Genomic DNA, 15,493 nt, shown 5'->3' with positions numbered 1-15,493 from the left:
GCATGAATTCGCGCGCACATCGGGGCGCGTCAGCTGCCCGAGGTGCGCGCCGGAGGGGTCAGCCGGAGCGGCGCAGTGCCCAGGCGCGGAGCCCGCGGAAGCCCTGGACCTTGGTCGGGCCGACCGAGATCAGGCGGTAGTCCGGGTGGTCCCGCAGCGACGCCGCCAACTCGCGATCCACCAGCACCGACGCCGGACGGGCCACCGAGGTCAGACGGCTGGCGATGTTCACCGTCGAGCCGTAGACGTCGCCGAAGCGGGCCAGCACCGACCCCTGCGCGAGCCCGATGCGCAGCGGCGGCAGCAGGTCGTCCTTGGCGATCTCCTCGTTGAGCGTCAACGCGATCTCCGCGGCCTCGGCGGCGGTGTCGGCCACGAACAGCACCTCGTCGCCCACCGTCTTGATGACCCGGCCGTGGTTCTCCGCGACCACACCGCTGGCCAGCGACTCGAAGCCGTCGATCAGCCGGGTCAGCTCCAGCTCGGTGAAGTCCCGGATCAGCCGGGTGTAGCCGACCAGGTCGGCGAAGCCGATCACCTGCACCCGCTCGTCGGTGCCCGGATCGCGCTCGGCGAGCTCCCGCGAGGCGCTGGCCGCCAGGTGCCGCCGCCACACGTAGTCCTGCAGCCGGTCCATCACCGGCAGGATCACCGAGGCGACCTGAGCGGTGGTCTCCACGTCCACCGCGAACTTGTCGCCCAGCAGCGACTTGAAGATGCCGACCTGCCACTCGGCCAGCCGGGACATCGTCTGCGCCAGCGAGCGGGCCACCGCCGACTCCAGCTCGGGCGGGATCACCTCGGCCGAGACCAGCTCCACCAGCGAGCGCAGCGCGGCGACGTCGGCATCGGTGAACACGACCGCCTCGTCGTCGACGTGGGCGAAGCCCATCGCCTGCCACAGCTGTTCAGCGCGCCGCACTGGCACGCCCGCAGCCTCGGCCACCTGGTCCTTGGTGTAGCGCGCCGCACCACCGAGGATGGTGCTCTCGATCTGGTTGCCGCGCGCGGTCGGCTTATCGCGTGGTTCGGACAACGAGCACATCGCATTCTGCGCGACGCGAGACCTCGGACGGCACCGAGCCGAGGATCCGCCCCTTCAACGTGTTCAACCCGCGGCTGCCGATGACCAGCAGGTCAGCCGCTTCCTTCTCCGCGGCGGCCAGCAGCACGCCGATCGGCGCTCCGACCGAGGCGGAGCTGTCCACCTGCTTCGCCCCCGCTTCGCGGGCGACGTCGGTGGCCTCGCGCAGCGTGGCCTCGGCCGGTGCCGAGCCGACCACCTGGAAGGCCTCGTCGCCCAGCTCGTCGCGCGCGTGCTCGACGTCGCGGTCCGACGTCGGGTAGTAGGCGCAGACGATCATCAAGCGGGCAGCGGAGTCGCCTGCGACGGCTCCCGCGCGGGCCACCGCGCGCAGCGAGGGCTCCGAGCCGTCGGTCCCGACGACCACGGTGCGGTAACTGGACATCGCGCTCCTACTTCCACTGGCTGATTCTGCGCCTGGCACCGGCGTGAACCCTAACGATCGCGATGCCGCCCAGTCACGGTTCGCAATGCAGCGCGTCCAGCTGTGAGCGGACCTACACGCCACGACCGGCCGTTTTGTCGTCGCGGCCAAACGAAGTGGCCATCTCTCATCCAACCCCACAACATGATTACGCGCCGCATACGCGTAGGTTTCGCCAACAACGTGCAAACCATTCGGTGATGCAGGACACGGACGACGTTGCGCGGGACGTTCGCCGGGCCGAATCACGCCATGTACGTAACCCTTCGCGCAAGAAGAACCACCAGGAGTAGAACCGTGACCGCACCACACCTCCAGCCTGGGCGGGGCATATTCCGTCGGAAGCCGATCGACTCCATCACCGAGGACACCGGCGGCGGTGGCCTGCAGAAGTCGCTCGGGTTGTGGCAGCTGACCGCCATCGGCGTCGGCGGCATCATCGGCGCCGGGATCTTCTCGCTGGCGGGTGCGGTGGCCAATGAGAAGGCCGGCCCCGCAGTCCTGATCTCGTTCCTGATCGCCGGCATCGCCAGCGCGGCCGCCGCGTTCTCCTACGCCGAGTTCGCAGGCATGATCCCCAAGGCCGGTTCGGCCTACACCTACGGCTATGCCGTGCTCGGCGAGGTCGTGGGCTGGCTGATCGGCTGGGACCTGCTGCTGGAGTACACCGCGATCGTCGCGGTGGTGGCCATCGGCATCTCCGGCTACTTCAACGAGCTGATCGGCTTCCTCGGCATCGACCTGCCGGCGTGGATGATGGGCGCCCCGGGCACCGAGGACGGCGCCGCACCTCCCGGCAGCTACAAGATCAACCTGTTCGCGATGCTGCTGTGCCTGCTGATCGCCTACATCCTCAACCAGGGCATGAAGAGCGCCGCCCGGTTCGAGACGCTGCTGGTGTACCTGAAGGTCGCCGTGGTGCTGGTCGTCATCGTCGTCGGCGCGTTCCACATCAACGCGGGCAACTACAACCCGTTCTTCCCGTTCGGCATCAGCGGCGCGTTCGCCGGAGCCGCGACGGTGTTCTTCGCGGTGTTCGGCTACGACGCGATGAGCACCGCGGCAGAGGAGTCCAAGGACGCCCAGAAGCACATGCCGAAGGCGATCATGTACTCGCTGGCCATCTCGATGGTGCTCTACGTGCTGGCCTGCCTGGTGCTCACCGGCATGGTCCCGTACACCCAGATCAACAGCGAAGCGGCTTTCACCGCCGCGTTCACCGACGTCGGCCTGCCGGTGGTCGGTGCGATCATCGCGGTCGGCGCCATCCTGGGCATCCTGACCGTGCTGTTCACCTTCATGCTCGGCGTGACCCGCGTCGGCTACGCGATGAGCCGCGACGGCCTGCTGCCGCAGTGGTTCGCCAAGACCCACCCGGTGCGCAAGGTGCCGACCCGGTTCACCTGGCTGATCGGCATCGCCTCGGCGCTGATCGCCGGTCTGCTGCCGATCGGTGAGGCCGCCGAGCTGACCAACATCGGCATCCTGCTGGCGTTCGTGATCGTGTGCGCCTCGGTGATCGTGCTGCGCTACAAGCGGCCCGACATCAAGCGCGGCTTCAAGTGCCCGGGCATGCCGATCGTGCCGATCATCGGCATCGTGTTCTCGATCTGGCTGGTCACCTTCCTGGACCCGGTGACCTGGCTGCGCTTCGCCGCCTGGTTCGCCATCGGTCTGGTGATCTACTTCGCCTACGGCTACCGCAAGTCGAAGCTCAACGCCCCGGAGAACACCGAGAGCTGATCCCACCCCCGGTCCTGCGGGCCGGACCCCCGCAGAACGCCGGATCGCGCGCCACCCCCTCAGCGCGGTCCGGCGTTCTGCCGTCCGGCCCCGACGGGCGGGAGATCGCGATCGATCAAGCGTGTTTGGTGCGTCTCAGCGTGGAGTGGATCACAGCGCGAGGGGCGTTCTGGCGCTTAGGGTTCCGCACGGAGTTCCTGCCGGGCCTCAACGTTGAGGGGTGCCTGTGACGCGCGTTCGCGAACTGAGCCCATATGTCGAACTGCACCGGGACCAGTGGCGGGAACTGCGAGATTCCCTGCCGCTGCCGCTGACCGAGGACGAGCTGCTCGCCCTGCGCGGGCTCGGCGAGCAGGTCGACCTGGCCGAGGTCGCCGACGTCTACCTCCCGCTGTCGCGGCTGATCAGCCTGCAGGTAGCCGCCCGCCAACGGCTGCACGAGTCCACCACGACGTTCCTCGGCGACGAGACCCGCGGCACCAAGGTGCCGTTCGTGATCGGCATCGCGGGCAGCGTCGCGGTCGGCAAGTCGACGACCGCGCGACTGCTGCGCACCCTGCTGGCCCGCTGGCCCGACCACCCGCGCGTGGACCTGGTGACCACCGACGGCTTCCTCTACCCGAAGGCCGAGCTGGTGCGCCGCGGCCTGATGCACCGCAAAGGCTTCCCGGAGAGCTACGACCGCCGCGCGCTGCTGCGCTTCGTCACCGAAGTGAAGTCCGGCGCCCCGGAGGTGGCCGCGCCGGTGTACTCGCACGTGGCCTACGACATCCTGCCCGACGAGCAGAACGTGATCCGCCAGCCCGACATCCTGATCATCGAGGGTCTCAACGTCCTGCAGCCCGGGCCGAGCCTGACGGTGTCGGACCTGTTCGACTTCTCCATCTACGTCGACGCGCACACCGACCACATCGCCCGCTGGTACACCGACCGCTTCCTCGCGCTGCGCGGCACGGCGTTCGCGAACCCGAACTCGCACTTCCACCACTTCGCCGAGCTCTCCGACTCCGAGGCCCGCGCCGAGGCCGAGCACCTGTGGCGCACGATCAACGAACCGAACCTGGTGGACAACATCCTCCCCACCCGCCCCAGAGCAACCCTGGTGTTGCGCAAGGACATCGACCACTCGATCAACCGAGTACGCCTGCGCAAACTCTGACGAGCCGTGCCGTCCGGACAATTCGGTGGCGACGGTCGTGTTTCCGCCCTAGCCTGCCGCGCGTGGAGACAGCCGATCTTTCACGCGACCCGATTCCACTGCGCGGCCGGACTGCGTTGGTGACCGGGGTCAGCCGTCGCCGGGGTATCGGATACGCGATCGCGCGGCGGTTGGCGGCTTACGGCGCCTCGGTCTTCCTGCACCACTACCGACCGCACGACGCCGAACAACCTTGGGGCGCTGACGATCTCGACGCTGTACTCGCCGGTGTCGCGGAACAGCTGGTACCCGAAGCTCGGGTCTCCGACGCCGGGGGCGATCTTGCCGAGCCCGACGCGCCGCAGCAGCTCATCGACGCGGTCACGGCCGAGTTCGGGCACCTCGACATCCTGGTCTGCAACCACGCGCGCAGCGGCGGCGACGGGGCGCTCGGCGAACTCGACGCGGCCATGACCGCTGTAGCTGCTCTTGCGCCACACCGCGCCGACCTCGACACATACGCCGCCGCCTGAACCACTGCGGCTGCTCTTCCGCCAAGTCACGCCACGTAACTCGCTGGCGTCTGGGGCATGGGTGCTCACGACTCTGCGTCCTCCACTAGCTCGGTAAGGAACTTCGTTTTATCCGCAGGTGAAAGTGCGCGTTCTTCCAACCGGGCGAACTCCTCGTGAAAGCCAGCTATCTCGCTGGGCTCTTCGAGGTACAGCCCGCCCTTCTGGTTCTCGATGTAGACGACACCCGGGTCGTCCCTGCGGGAAAGCCAAGCCACTGGAAGGATCCGAGCTGCCCTCGATGAGTGCCCGCATCGAACGAAACGACCTGCAACGTGATTTGTGGATGATCATTCGCGCTGGCGAGGAACGTCAGTTGTTCGCGCATCACCTGGTTGCTTGCGACCCTTCGGCGCACTGCACCTTCATCAACGATCGTGTGGAGCTTCAAGGGATGTTCGGCACGGTCGAGCACGGTCTGCCGCTGCAACCTCAAGTTCGTCTGCTCGTCGAAGTGGCGCTCTGTTGCAGTGATTCCTTCTCTGATCACCGCCGCCGCATAGGCCCTCGTCTGGAGCAGCCCAGGTACGTAGCCGAGGTCCCACTCGCGGATCCCGCTGGCGCCCCATTCGAACTGGTCGAGGTGTGAGGGCGATTTCGCGCGAAATCGCCAGCTTCAGCGGCGGACGCGGCGGGCGAGGAGGAGTTGGAGGTGGGCGTTGAGGCGTTCTGAGGGGTTCGCCAGGTCGATTCCGGTGATCTCGCCTGCTCGGCGGACTCGGTAGCGGAGGGTGTTGGGGTGGACGTGCAGGCGGTCGCTGGCCGCTCGGACGTCGCCGAAGGTTTCCAGGTAGGCCAGCAGCGAGCGCGCCAGGCCCGTTCCGTGCTCCGTGTCGTGCTCGTGCAGGGCCGTCAGGCGGGCGTCGCGGAAACGCTCGTTTCCTTGCAGGACGGTCAAAAGCTCGCTGATCACCACCTGCGCGCGGACGTCGGAGATGGTCGCGATCTCCGCGTGCAGGTCGTGCGTCATCGCGTCGAGGATCCGGTCCGCTTCGGTGCGCGATCCGGCGACCTCGTCCAGCGTCCGCACCGCCGAGCCGACGCCCACCTGCACCCGCGCCCGCAGGTGCTGCTTGGCCGCCACGACGATCTCCCGCGTCAGGCTCAGCGCCGAGTTGCCCGCTGAGCGCTCCGCCAGGTCCGGCAGCAGCACGTACACCCGCGAGCCGATCGTGGTGACCAGCGCGCTGCGACGGTACGCCGAGGCGTGCACCGAGATCAGACTGGTCATCTCAGCACGTTGCAGCTCCAGCTCGGAGCGGTCCGCGATGGGTTCCGACGGGCGCAGGGTGAACACCACGACCACCGCTGGTTTCGTCGCATCCGCACCGATGTTGTCGGCCACCGACTGCGCGTCGATGCGACCGTCGAGCAGCCCGGCCAGCAGGTTCTCGCGGAAACGCGGCGCGGCCGTGGCCTCGGTGCGCTGCCGGACGAGCTGCAGCGCCGCCACGCGCGCCGCTCCCAGCAGGGCTCGCTCGGAGCGCTCCGACAGCGGGCGGGTGCTCTCCTGCACCCAGATCGAGCCGAGCGGCTGGGTTCCGGCGTGGATGCCCACCGCCATCCGGCGGCGAATGCCCAGGTCAGGCCGCTCGTCTATGCGGACCACGTCCTCGCCCGCGCGAAGCCGCTGGTAGACGCCCCAGTCGCGGAGCATCGCCAGGTACGGCTCGGGGCCTTGACGGCCCAGGATGGACAGCCGGCGCAGCTCGTCGACCTCGTCGTCGGAGCGCGAGTAGGCCAGCACCCGGCTCGCGGTGTCCTCGATCGACACGATGCCGTCGGTCATCGTCGCCACCGTCTGGGCCAGCGAGAACAGGTCGCCGAGAGCCTCCCCCACGTCGGCGTCGGTGGTCAGCCGGGCGTTGTCGATCGCCGAGCGGGCGAAGGACTCCAGGCGCTCCCAGCGCACTTCCGGCCGGACGCCGAGCAGCGCGATGCCGCAGTCGATCGCGGTGTCGCGCAGCACCCGAACATCGGAATCGGAGCCGACCTTCACCGCGATGGCCACCGCGCCCTCGCGCGCCGCCGCCCGAACCAGCCGCACCGCGGCCCTTCCGCGCGCGCCGATGACCAGCACGAAATCGCCGCTTCGACCGCTGCCGGACTCCTCTTCCGGGTCGACAATGACAACGTCACGGACCTCGACGTCGAATCCTCGAGGCGCGGCGAGCACGTCGACCAGGGGTTCTCCGACGGCGATGAGGAGCTGGCGCAATGGCACTCCGGCCACGGCGACGCCGACCGCATCGACCTCGACTTCGCGCACCCGAACCCCACTTGTTCAACTGGACAACCCGATGTGAACAACGATAGCCGATCGGACAAGCTCCATCGGCTAACGAAACCTTAACCTCCCAAGTAACAGCGGTCTTCCGCACGACAGCGACTTCTCACAAGGAGGCGAACTTGGCCATGGACGCCATCACCTCGGTACCGGTTCCGTACAACGAGCCGGTCAAGGGCTACGCGCCCGGATCGCCGGAGCGCGAGTCGCTGCAGAAGCGGGTCGCGGAACTGGAGTCCGAGCAGGTCGAGCTGACCCAGACCATCGGTGGCGTGCAGCGCATGGCCGGTGGCGACCGGTTCGACGTCGTCCAGCCGCACGACCACAAGCACGTGCTGGGCACCGCCGCGCAGGCCACCGCCGAGGACGTCGCCGCCGCCGTGCAGGCCGCCAAGGACGCCGCCCCGGCGTGGGCCGCGACCTCGTTCGACGAGCGCGCCGCCGTGCTGCTGCGCGCGGCCGACCTGCTGGCCGGCCCGTGGCGCGACACGATCAACGCCGCGACCATGCTGGGCCAGTCGAAGTCGGCTCAGCAGGCCGAGATCGACGCCGCCTGCGAGTTCATCGACTTCCTGCGGTTCAACGTGCACTACGCGCGGCAGATCATCGCCGAGCAGCCGCGGTCGGTTCCCGGCGAGTGGAACCGGATGGACTACCGCCCGCTGGACGGCTTCGTCACCGCGATCACCCCGTTCAACTTCACCGCCATCGCGGGCAACCTGCCCACCGCCCCGGCGTTGATGGGCAACACCGTGGTGTGGAAGCCGACCCCCTCGCAGCAGTTCGCCGCGCACTTCACCATGCGGCTGTTCGAGGCGGCCGGTCTGCCCAAGGGCGTGATCAACCTGGTCACCGGCGACGGCCAGGCCGTCTCCGACGTCGCGCTGACCGACCCGGGCTTCGCCGGTCTGCACTTCACCGGCTCCACTGCCACCTTCAAGAAGCTGTGGCGGATCGTCGGCGACAACCTGGACTCCTACCGCAGCTACCCGCGCATCGTCGGGGAGACCGGCGGCAAGGACTTCATCGTCGTGCACCCGTCCGCGGACCCGGCCCCGCTGGCCACCGCGTTCGCCCGCGGCGCCTTCGAGTACCAGGGCCAGAAGTGCTCGGCGGCCTCCCGCGCCTACGTGCCGCGCTCCATCTGGGAGGGTGGCCTGCGCGAGGAGCTGGCCGAGCTGACCCGCAGCATCCGCTACGGCGACGTCACCGACTTCTCGTACTTCGGCGGCGCCGTGATCGACGCCCGCGCCTTCGCCAAGCACAAGGCGGCGCTGGACCGGGCCGCGGCGACCGACACCATCGAGGTCCTGGCCGGCGGCGGCTACGACGACTCGGTCGGCTACTTCGTCGAGCCCACCGTGCTGGTCTGCAGCGACCCGAGCGACGAGGTGTTCACCACCGAGTACTTCGGTCCGATCATCGCGGTGCACGTCTACGACGACGCCAAGTACTCGGAGATCCTCGACGTCGTCGACGCCTCCAGCCCGTACGCGCTGACCGGCGCGGTGTTCTCCACCGACCGCAGCGCCATCGACGAAGCGCACCAGAAGCTGCGCGGCGCGGCCGGCAACTTCTACGTCAACGACAAGCCCACCGGCTCGATCGTCTCCCGCCAGCCCTTCGGCGGCAGCCGGGCCTCCGGCACCAACGACAAGGCCGGTTCGCTGCTGAACATCCAGCGCTGGACCAGCCCCCGGGCCATCAAGGAAACCTGGGACGCCCCGATCGGGATCGGCTACCCGCACATGGGCTGAGGTGGCGGGCGCCTCGACCCGTTCAATACCGTGGCGCGCCGCGTCTCCTTTGGGGGGCGGCGGTCGGGCGACGGGTGGGACGGTCGAGGCGCCCCTCACCCCTGGCAAGACCCCTCACTCCGAACCCCACGCCGATGCCGGTCTCAGGCCTCGGCGGACCGCGGCACGCATCAAGCAGGCAACGCGGAAGGCAGGAGATCCACCCCCCGAACTTCCTTTCACCAGAAGGAGAGCCGCAATGCTGCGCAGCACCTTGCTGGCCGCCGCCCGTTCCCAGGGCGTGCGCCGTCTCGTCGAGGCCAACCCGCTGACCAAGCCGGTCGTCAAGCGGTTCGTCGCCGGGACCACCCCCGAGGACGCGGTCACCGCCACCCGCGCGCTCCGCGACCAGGGCATGCACGTCACCCTCGACCACCTCGGTGAGGACACCCTCGACGCGCAGCAGGCCAACGACACCGTCCGCGCCTACGAGCGGATGCTCTCGGTGCTCAAGGCCGAGGGCCTGGCCGACCGGGCCGAGGTGTCGGTGAAGCTCTCCGCCGTGGGCCAGTTCCTGTCCAGCGACGGCGAGAAGATCGCGCTGGACAACGCGCGGCTGATCTGCGAGGCAGCGGCCGACGCGGGCACCACGGTCACCCTGGACATGGAGGACCACACCACCACCGACTCCACCCTGGGCATCCTCCGCGACCTGCGGGTGGACTTCCCGTGGGTCGGCGCGGTGCTGCAGGCCTACCTGCACCGCACCGAGCAGGACTGCCGCGACCTGGCGACCGAGGGTTCGCGGGTGCGCCTGTGCAAGGGCGCCTACTCCGAGCCGGCTTCGGTGGCCTACCAGGACAAAGGCGAGGTCGACCGCTCCTACGTGCGCTGCCTGAAGATCCTGATGAACGGCGAGGGCTACCCGATGGTGGCCAGCCACGACCCGCGGATGGTCTCGATCGCCACCGACCTGGCGGCGCGGGCCGGGCGCGACGCGGACAGCTTCGAGTACCAGATGCTGTACGGCATCCGCGCCGAGGAGCAGCGGCGGATCGCGGCCGAGGGCGGCAAGCTGCGGGTCTACGTGGCCTACGGCGACGAGTGGTACGGCTACTTCATGCGCCGCCTCGCCGAGCGCCCGGCGAACCTGGCGTTCTTCCTGCGCTCGCTGATCACCCAGAGCTGACGCGGCACCCCCGACGAAACAGGCCCGGCGCGGTTCCCTTCCGGTGCCGGGCCTGTTCGCGTGGGGATCGACACAGCCCGTTCGGCCGGGCCTTCCTCGCAAATACCCTGGAACGGCATGACCACGAGCGGGAAGAGGGATTTTCGTTGAAGCCCAGCTACTTCGAACGGCTCGACGCGAACCGGTTCAAGCCGACCGCCCACGCCAGCGGCGCGTGGCGCAGCGACGAGCAGCACTTCAGCCCGCTGGGCGGACTGCTGGTCCACGCGATCGAGTGCTCCGGTGCGCGCCCTGGCCTGCTGATCAGCCGGATCAGCTTCGACATCCTGGGCAAGATCGACCTCGACGAGTTCGAGGTGCAGGTGGAGACGCTGCGCCCGGGCCGCACCATCGAGCTGGTGGAGGCCACCGCGATCATCGATGGACGCCCCGTGGTCCGCGCCCGCGTCTGGTACCTCTCGGCGCAGGACACCAGCGTCGTCTCCGGTGGCCAGCCCGAACTGATGCCGCACCCGGACACGCTGGAGCGCTGGACGATGAGCTCGCTGTGGGACGGCGGGTTCATCGCGTCGCTGGACGCCCGCACGGTCGAGGAGCCGCAGCCCGGACGCACCGCGGCGTGGATATCGACCTCGTACGACCTGGTCGCGGGTGAGCAGGCCAGCCCGGTGGCGGCCTACGTCGCGCTCGTCGACACGGCCAACGGCATCGCCGTCCGCCAGCACCCGACGGAGTGGATGTTCCCCAACGTCGATCTGACGATCCACTTCCACCGCCAGCCGGAGGGCGACTGGACCGGCCTGGACACCACGGTCGTCTTCGGCGACGACGGCCGGGGAATCACCAGCACGGTCCTCCACGACACCCGAGGCCCGGTCGGCCGAGCAGAGCAGATGCTCACCGTCCGTTCCCTGGCGCAGTAGCTCCGCCACCAGGGGCTTCCAAATTTAGGGAAATTTGGAAGCCCCTTTTTTGCGCGAGGTCACTTCGTGCGATGTCTGGCTCTGCGGTTGGCGACGTTGATCCTGTTGCCGCAGAGGTCCGGGGTTCAGTAGCGGCGGCGGCCCGCCTTGCTGGTGTCGACGAACGCACCTTCGCAGTGCGGCGACGCGCAGTGGCGGAAGCGGTTGTGGCCCAACGCGCGTAGCGCTCCGAGCAGGCCGAGGCCGACGAGCGCTGCGAGCTCGTCGACCAGGGGTGAGTGCGGGGCTGTTTCTACCTGCCATTGCCATCGGTCGTCGGCATCTCGGCCGAGGACTGGGCCGACGCTGGTGCTGTGGGGCGAACACGACGAATGGCTCGCCCCATCGGTCGATGATCGACTCACCGCGGCCATTCCCGGCGCCCGCCGAGCAACCGTTCCTGGTGCCGGGCACTTCGTTGCCGAGGACAACCCGCGAGATACCGCCGCTGAGCTGATCCGATTTTTTAGAGCCGTTCCTGACTCGTGAGTGGCGATGGGTTCTAGAACCGCCATCGCCACTCACGACTCCGCGAAACACCAGGTCAGGCCACCTTCTCGCGAAAAAGTCAAGTGCGCGACTGACACCAGTGCCGGCAATTTGTCAAATTGCTTCGGTGAACTGCGTTTTTGGAAATTCCGGATTGTTGCCGGTACTGTTCGGCGCACGGGGAAATCGCAGTCGGGGGTGTCTTGTGCCCTTCGACGGCCGCTGGACGGAGGACTGACATTTCCGCTCGACGATCCGGCATTCCAGACCGATTGCAGGCGACGTTCCGCCCAGGAGAAGCCGAGCTCGCCCTCTGGGGCACGGCAGATCCGGCGAAAGCGGCGCGCGAACTCGGCTTCCCGAACGGCAGGGAGGACGACCTGGCCACCGTGCTGCCCGACGACGGCAAGGTCGCCGCAGCGGATCTGCCCTCCGTCGTCGTGCCGATCGTCGACGCGCTCGCGCCGCTGGCCGCGCTGCCGTCCCCGGACCGCTGGCCCACGTGGCAGCGGCCCGGGGATTCGCTGATCGCCTGGAGCGTGGCCGCGAAACTCGCGTTGGAGCACGTCACCGCCGGACATCTGGTCCCCGACGTGCGCGGCGAGGCGGCGTGCTGGCGGCTGGCGAACCTGCACGACAGCCGGTTCGCCGCGCTGGCCGGCGCGATGCCTCCGGCCGCGCACGCGCTGCGCCGCGACGGCGGGACGTGGACCGCGCCGGAGATGCTGGCCGCCTTCGGTGACGCCGTCGCCGACACGTGCGCGCGTGGCGAGGCGATCACCGACGCTGGCGCGTGGGTCACCGCGCTGACCAGCGCGGATCCAACCGGGCAACTGGACGAGGCCACGCGGTCCGCGCTGCAGGAATGGGCCCGAGCACTGCCGTCGGAACCGGTCGAACCACTCGGCGGGAACCTCGAGCTCCACCTGGAAGTCCCCGCCGATGACGACGAACCCTGGATGGTGAGTTTCCACCTGCAATCCGCCGCCGATCCACGGGTTTCGGTATCCGCCGAACGCGTCTGGTCAGCTGGCAACGCCACCCTGGAACTCCCCGGCACCACCATCGGTTCGCCACAAGATGCACTGGTGCAAGGCCTGGCCGAAGCCGCGCGCATCTTCCGCCCGCTGGACGCAGCCCTGTTCGAGCAACGCCCCACCCAAGCACGTCTGGACGTCAACCAAGCCGCCGAGTTCCTAGCGACCAGACCGGAACTGACCGCAGCGGGCATCGCCGTCAAGGTGCCGACCGACCTCGCCGGAGTCCGTCGACTGCGCGGACGCCTGCACGCCGAGGACGGCGCGGAGTTCCGCTGGCAAGCCGTGATCGGCGACGAAGTACTGCGCGCCGAGGAGCTCGACGAGCTGATCGCGCTGGGCCGTCCACTGGTGCGCTGGCACGGTCGCTGGGTGAGCGTCGATGTGCGGGAAGCCGCGGAAGTCCGTGCCCGGCTTGGGAAAGCCCAGGCGTTCTCGGAGTCCGAAGCCCTGGCCGCGGTATTGGAAGGACGGCGGTCCACCGAGTTCGGCGAGGTCGACGTCTCCGCCGGTGGCCGACTGCGGGCGCTGGTGGAACGGCTGGGCGAGCCAACATCCGAGCCTGTGCTGACCGGTGTCGATGCGACGCTGCGCAGTTACCAACAACGCGGTGCCGCGTGGTTGCAGAACATGGCCGAGCTGGGCTTCGGCGCGGTGCTCGCCGACGACATGGGTCTGGGCAAGACGCTGCAGACCATCGCGCTGCTGGCTACCCGCGCCGGGGACCGGCCGCAACTGGTGGTGTGCCCGACCTCGGTGCTGGACAACTGGCAGCGCGAGCTCCACCGGTTCGCGCCCAAGCTCCCGGTGGTGCGCCACCACGGCCCGCGACGCCCGCTCGACCCGGCTGCGTTCACCCCCGGATCCGTGGCCATCACCACCTATCCCCTGCTGCGCACCGACCTCCGACTTCTGTCCGATGTGGACTGGGAAGTCGTGGTGCTGGACGAGGCGCAGCAGATCAAGAACCAGTCCGGGCAGACCGCGCAGGCCGCCGGTCGGCTGCGCGCCCGCACCCGGGTGGCGCTGACCGGCACGCCGGTGGAGAACCGGCTCGCCGAACTGTGGTCGATCATGCACTTCGCCAACCCTGGTCTGCTGGGCGGCTTCAACCGCTTCAAGGAGCGGTTCGCGGTCCCGATCGAGCGGTGGCACGACGCCGAGGCCACCCAACGGCTGCGCTCGATCGTCGCGCCGTTCCTGCTCCGCCGCCGCAAGACCGAGGTCGCCACCGATCTGCCGCCCAAGGTCGAATCGGTGGTCACCTGCGCGCTGACCGACGAGCAAGCCGCGCTGTACCGGAAGGCGGTGCGCGACTCGCTGGACGCGGGCTTCGGCACCGGGATCGGTCGGCGCGGCCGCATCCTGAAGCTGCTGACCGCGCTCAAGCAGATCTGCAACCACCCGGCGCACTACCTCGGCGAATCCGGCCCGCTGCCCGGGCGCTCCGGCAAGCTCACCCGCGCCACCGAGATGCTGGGCGAGGTGGTCGCCGCCGGTGACCGGGCACTGGTGTTCACCCAGTACCGGGTGATGGGCGAGCTGCTGACCGGTCACCTCGCCGACGAACTGGGCCTGCCCGAGGTGCCGTTCCTGCACGGCGGGCTGACCACCGCGCGGCGGCAGGCGATGGTGGACGCCTTCCAGGACGACGGCACCGCTCCCCCGGTGCTCATCATCAGCCTCAAAGCCGGCGGCACCGGCCTGAACCTGACCCGCGCCACGCACGTCCTGCACTACGACCGCTGGTGGAACCCCGCGGTGGAGGACCAGGCGACCGACCGCGCGCACCGGATCGGCCAGTCCCGCAGCGTGCACGTCCACAAGCTGGTCGTGCACGGAACGCTCGAGGAGCGCATCACCGAACTGCTGGAGCAGAAGCGAGCGCTGGCCGATTCGGTGATCGGCAGCGGCGGATCCTGGCTCACCGAGCTGACCGACGAGGCGCTGCGCGAACTCGTCGAACTGTCCACGGAGGACTGATGTCGAAGAACGGACGCAACGGCTTTCGGCGCCACCTGGTGGGGTCGGCGCTGGCGGCGCGCGCTGGAATCGCTCGGTGCCAGCTACCCGAATCCCCGCCTGCCGCACGGACGTTCGCTGGCCCGCAACGGAGCGGTGCAGAATCTCGTCGTCGCTCCTGGGTCGGTCAGCGCCCAGGTGCACGCACGCGGCAAGGTCCTCGACGTGGTGCTGATGCTGCCGGCGTTCACCGACGCCGAATGGCGAACCGCGGTCACGGCGCTGGCCGGCCAGCTCCGACACGCCGCCGCGCTCCTGCGGGGCGAACTGCCGGAAGACGTGGACGACACGCTGCGCGAAGTGGACCTGTCGCTGTTCCCGCAGACCGGCGAACTCCACTCGACGTGCACCTGCACCAGCCGCACCGAACCCTGCGCGCACGCGACAGCCGTGCACTACGTGCTGGCACCGAGGCTCGACGACGACCCGTTCCTGCTGACCCGGCTGCGCGGCCGCGACCGCGACCCGCTCCTCGCAGACCTCCGCGCGGCGCGCTCCAACCCGGAGCTGGACCCGTCGGCGCTGTTCACCGCACGCGGCGACCTCGCGGCGATCGAGGTACACCCGCACCGGCCCGACGACCGGACACCCGAAGCACTGCACCTGCTCGGCCCGGCACCAGGCCTCGACGAGCACACCTGGCATCAGCTGATCATCGCTGCCCAGCGAGCCCGCCTCCGCGCCTGGGAGCTCGCCGAGGGGTCGTGAGTGCGTAGCAGTGTTCGAACACTGCTACGAGATCGGAAGTCCACACCTCAGAACTCGAAACACAAAGAACCGAAACGGGAGTTGCGGATTGGGGGTTGTTAT

15 protein-coding genes are annotated in these 15,493 nt (G+C 69.0%); 9 read left to right on the top strand and 6 right to left on the bottom strand.

The features are described 5' to 3' along the window. Positions 1 to 58: 58 nt before the first annotated feature. The gene (locus ACWCO2_RS29200) at positions 59 to 1,036 is read right to left on the bottom strand and encodes an adenylate/guanylate cyclase domain-containing protein (protein WP_450130994.1); all 978 of its coding nucleotides are present in this window, start codon (positions 1,034 to 1,036) and stop codon (positions 59 to 61) included. Further along, complete coding sequence (locus ACWCO2_RS29195; RefSeq protein ID WP_450130993.1) at positions 1,017 to 1,469, bottom strand: universal stress protein; 453 nt, start codon at positions 1,467 to 1,469, stop codon at positions 1,017 to 1,019. Before ACWCO2_RS29195 ends, ACWCO2_RS29200 begins: the two co-directional genes overlap by 20 nt. A gap of 336 nt (positions 1,470 to 1,805) precedes the next feature. Between ACWCO2_RS29195 and ACWCO2_RS29190 the strand changes: the two genes are divergently transcribed. The 3 genes from ACWCO2_RS29190 (at position 1,806) to ACWCO2_RS29180 (ending at position 4,922) form a co-directional block, all read left to right on the top strand. Then, complete coding sequence (locus ACWCO2_RS29190; RefSeq protein WP_450130992.1) at positions 1,806 to 3,251, top strand: amino acid permease; 1,446 nt, start codon at positions 1,806 to 1,808, stop codon at positions 3,249 to 3,251. Positions 3,252 to 3,477: 226 nt separating this feature from the next. Then, positions 3,478 to 4,410, top strand: coding sequence for a type I pantothenate kinase (coaA, locus tag ACWCO2_RS29185; protein ID WP_450130991.1), 933 nt, complete (start codon positions 3,478 to 3,480; stop codon positions 4,408 to 4,410). Between the two features lie 62 nt (positions 4,411 to 4,472). Beyond that, positions 4,473 to 4,922: an SDR family NAD(P)-dependent oxidoreductase gene (locus tag ACWCO2_RS29180; protein ID WP_450130990.1), complete on the top strand. Its 450-nt coding sequence runs from the start codon at positions 4,473 to 4,475 to the stop codon at positions 4,920 to 4,922. Between the two features lie 65 nt (positions 4,923 to 4,987). Here the strand turns inward: ACWCO2_RS29180 and ACWCO2_RS29175 are convergent, their stop codons facing one another. From ACWCO2_RS29175 to ACWCO2_RS29165, 3 genes are all read right to left on the bottom strand, one after another. Beyond that, the gene (locus ACWCO2_RS29175; protein ID WP_450130989.1) at positions 4,988 to 5,179 is read right to left on the bottom strand and encodes a Scr1 family TA system antitoxin-like transcriptional regulator; all 192 of its coding nucleotides are present in this window, start codon (positions 5,177 to 5,179) and stop codon (positions 4,988 to 4,990) included. Then, positions 5,089 to 5,514 carry a DUF5753 domain-containing protein gene (locus ACWCO2_RS29170; protein ID WP_450131026.1) on the bottom strand — a complete coding sequence of 142 codons (426 nt, stop codon included), beginning with the start codon at positions 5,512 to 5,514 and terminating at the stop codon, positions 5,089 to 5,091. Before ACWCO2_RS29170 ends, ACWCO2_RS29175 begins: the two co-directional genes overlap by 91 nt. 63 nt (positions 5,515 to 5,577) lie before the next feature. Continuing rightward, entirely contained in the window at positions 5,578 to 7,230 is a 1,653-nt protein-coding gene (locus ACWCO2_RS29165; RefSeq protein WP_450130988.1) for a PucR family transcriptional regulator, read from the bottom strand. 146 nt (positions 7,231 to 7,376) lie between these two features. On the opposite strand from ACWCO2_RS29165, the gene pruA reads away from it, so the two are divergent. The 3 genes from pruA (at position 7,377) to ACWCO2_RS29150 (ending at position 11,096) form a co-directional block, all read left to right on the top strand. Next, positions 7,377 to 9,005, top strand: a complete 1,629-nt coding sequence (gene pruA, locus ACWCO2_RS29160) for an L-glutamate gamma-semialdehyde dehydrogenase (RefSeq protein ID WP_450131025.1) — start codon at positions 7,377 to 7,379, stop codon at positions 9,003 to 9,005. Between the two features lie 238 nt (positions 9,006 to 9,243). Further along, positions 9,244 to 10,173: a proline dehydrogenase family protein gene (locus tag ACWCO2_RS29155; protein WP_450130987.1), complete on the top strand. Its 930-nt coding sequence runs from the start codon at positions 9,244 to 9,246 to the stop codon at positions 10,171 to 10,173. A 146-nt stretch (positions 10,174 to 10,319) separates the two neighbouring features. Continuing rightward, complete coding sequence (locus ACWCO2_RS29150; RefSeq protein WP_450130986.1) at positions 10,320 to 11,096, top strand: thioesterase family protein; 777 nt, start codon at positions 10,320 to 10,322, stop codon at positions 11,094 to 11,096. Between the two features lie 125 nt (positions 11,097 to 11,221). Here the strand turns inward: ACWCO2_RS29150 and ACWCO2_RS29145 are convergent, their stop codons facing one another. Continuing rightward, positions 11,222 to 11,311 (bottom strand): CGNR zinc finger domain-containing protein, encoded by a 90-nt coding sequence (locus ACWCO2_RS29145; RefSeq protein WP_450130985.1) that lies wholly within the window; start codon positions 11,309 to 11,311, stop codon positions 11,222 to 11,224. On the opposite strand from ACWCO2_RS29145, the gene ACWCO2_RS29140 reads away from it, so the two are divergent. The 3 genes from ACWCO2_RS29140 to ACWCO2_RS29130 all read left to right on the top strand — a co-directional run bounded on the left by ACWCO2_RS29140 (position 11,301) and on the right by ACWCO2_RS29130 (position 15,391). Next, positions 11,301 to 11,624, top strand: a complete 324-nt coding sequence (locus ACWCO2_RS29140) for an alpha/beta fold hydrolase (RefSeq protein WP_450130984.1) — start codon at positions 11,301 to 11,303, stop codon at positions 11,622 to 11,624. The two genes, ACWCO2_RS29145 and ACWCO2_RS29140, sit on opposite strands and share 11 nt — an antisense overlap. A 272-nt stretch (positions 11,625 to 11,896) precedes the next feature. Continuing rightward, entirely contained in the window at positions 11,897 to 14,644 is a 2,748-nt protein-coding gene (locus ACWCO2_RS29135; protein WP_450130983.1) for a DEAD/DEAH box helicase, read from the top strand. Between the two features lie 135 nt (positions 14,645 to 14,779). Further along, the gene (locus tag ACWCO2_RS29130; RefSeq protein WP_450130982.1) at positions 14,780 to 15,391 is read left to right on the top strand and encodes an SWIM zinc finger family protein; all 612 of its coding nucleotides are present in this window, start codon (positions 14,780 to 14,782) and stop codon (positions 15,389 to 15,391) included. Positions 15,392 to 15,493: the final 102 nt, after the last annotated feature.

The sequence above is a fragment of the Saccharopolyspora sp. NPDC002376 genome (assembly GCF_053593195.1).
Note: the sequence above shows the minus strand (reverse complement) of the source record. Positions and strands in the feature narration are given on the sequence as shown.

Bases quoted from the DNA above. Each gene is read 5' to 3' on its own strand.
- ACWCO2_RS29195 (WP_450130993.1), bottom strand. From the start codon at position 1,469: ATGTCCAGTTACCGCACCGTGGTCGTCGGGACCGACGGCTCGGAGCCC.
- ACWCO2_RS29155 (WP_450130987.1), top strand. From the start codon at position 9,244: ATGCTGCGCAGCACCTTGCTGGCCGCCGCCCGTTCCCAGGGCGTGCGC.
- pruA (WP_450131025.1), top strand. From the start codon at position 7,377: ATGGACGCCATCACCTCGGTACCGGTTCCGTACAACGAGCCGGTCAAG.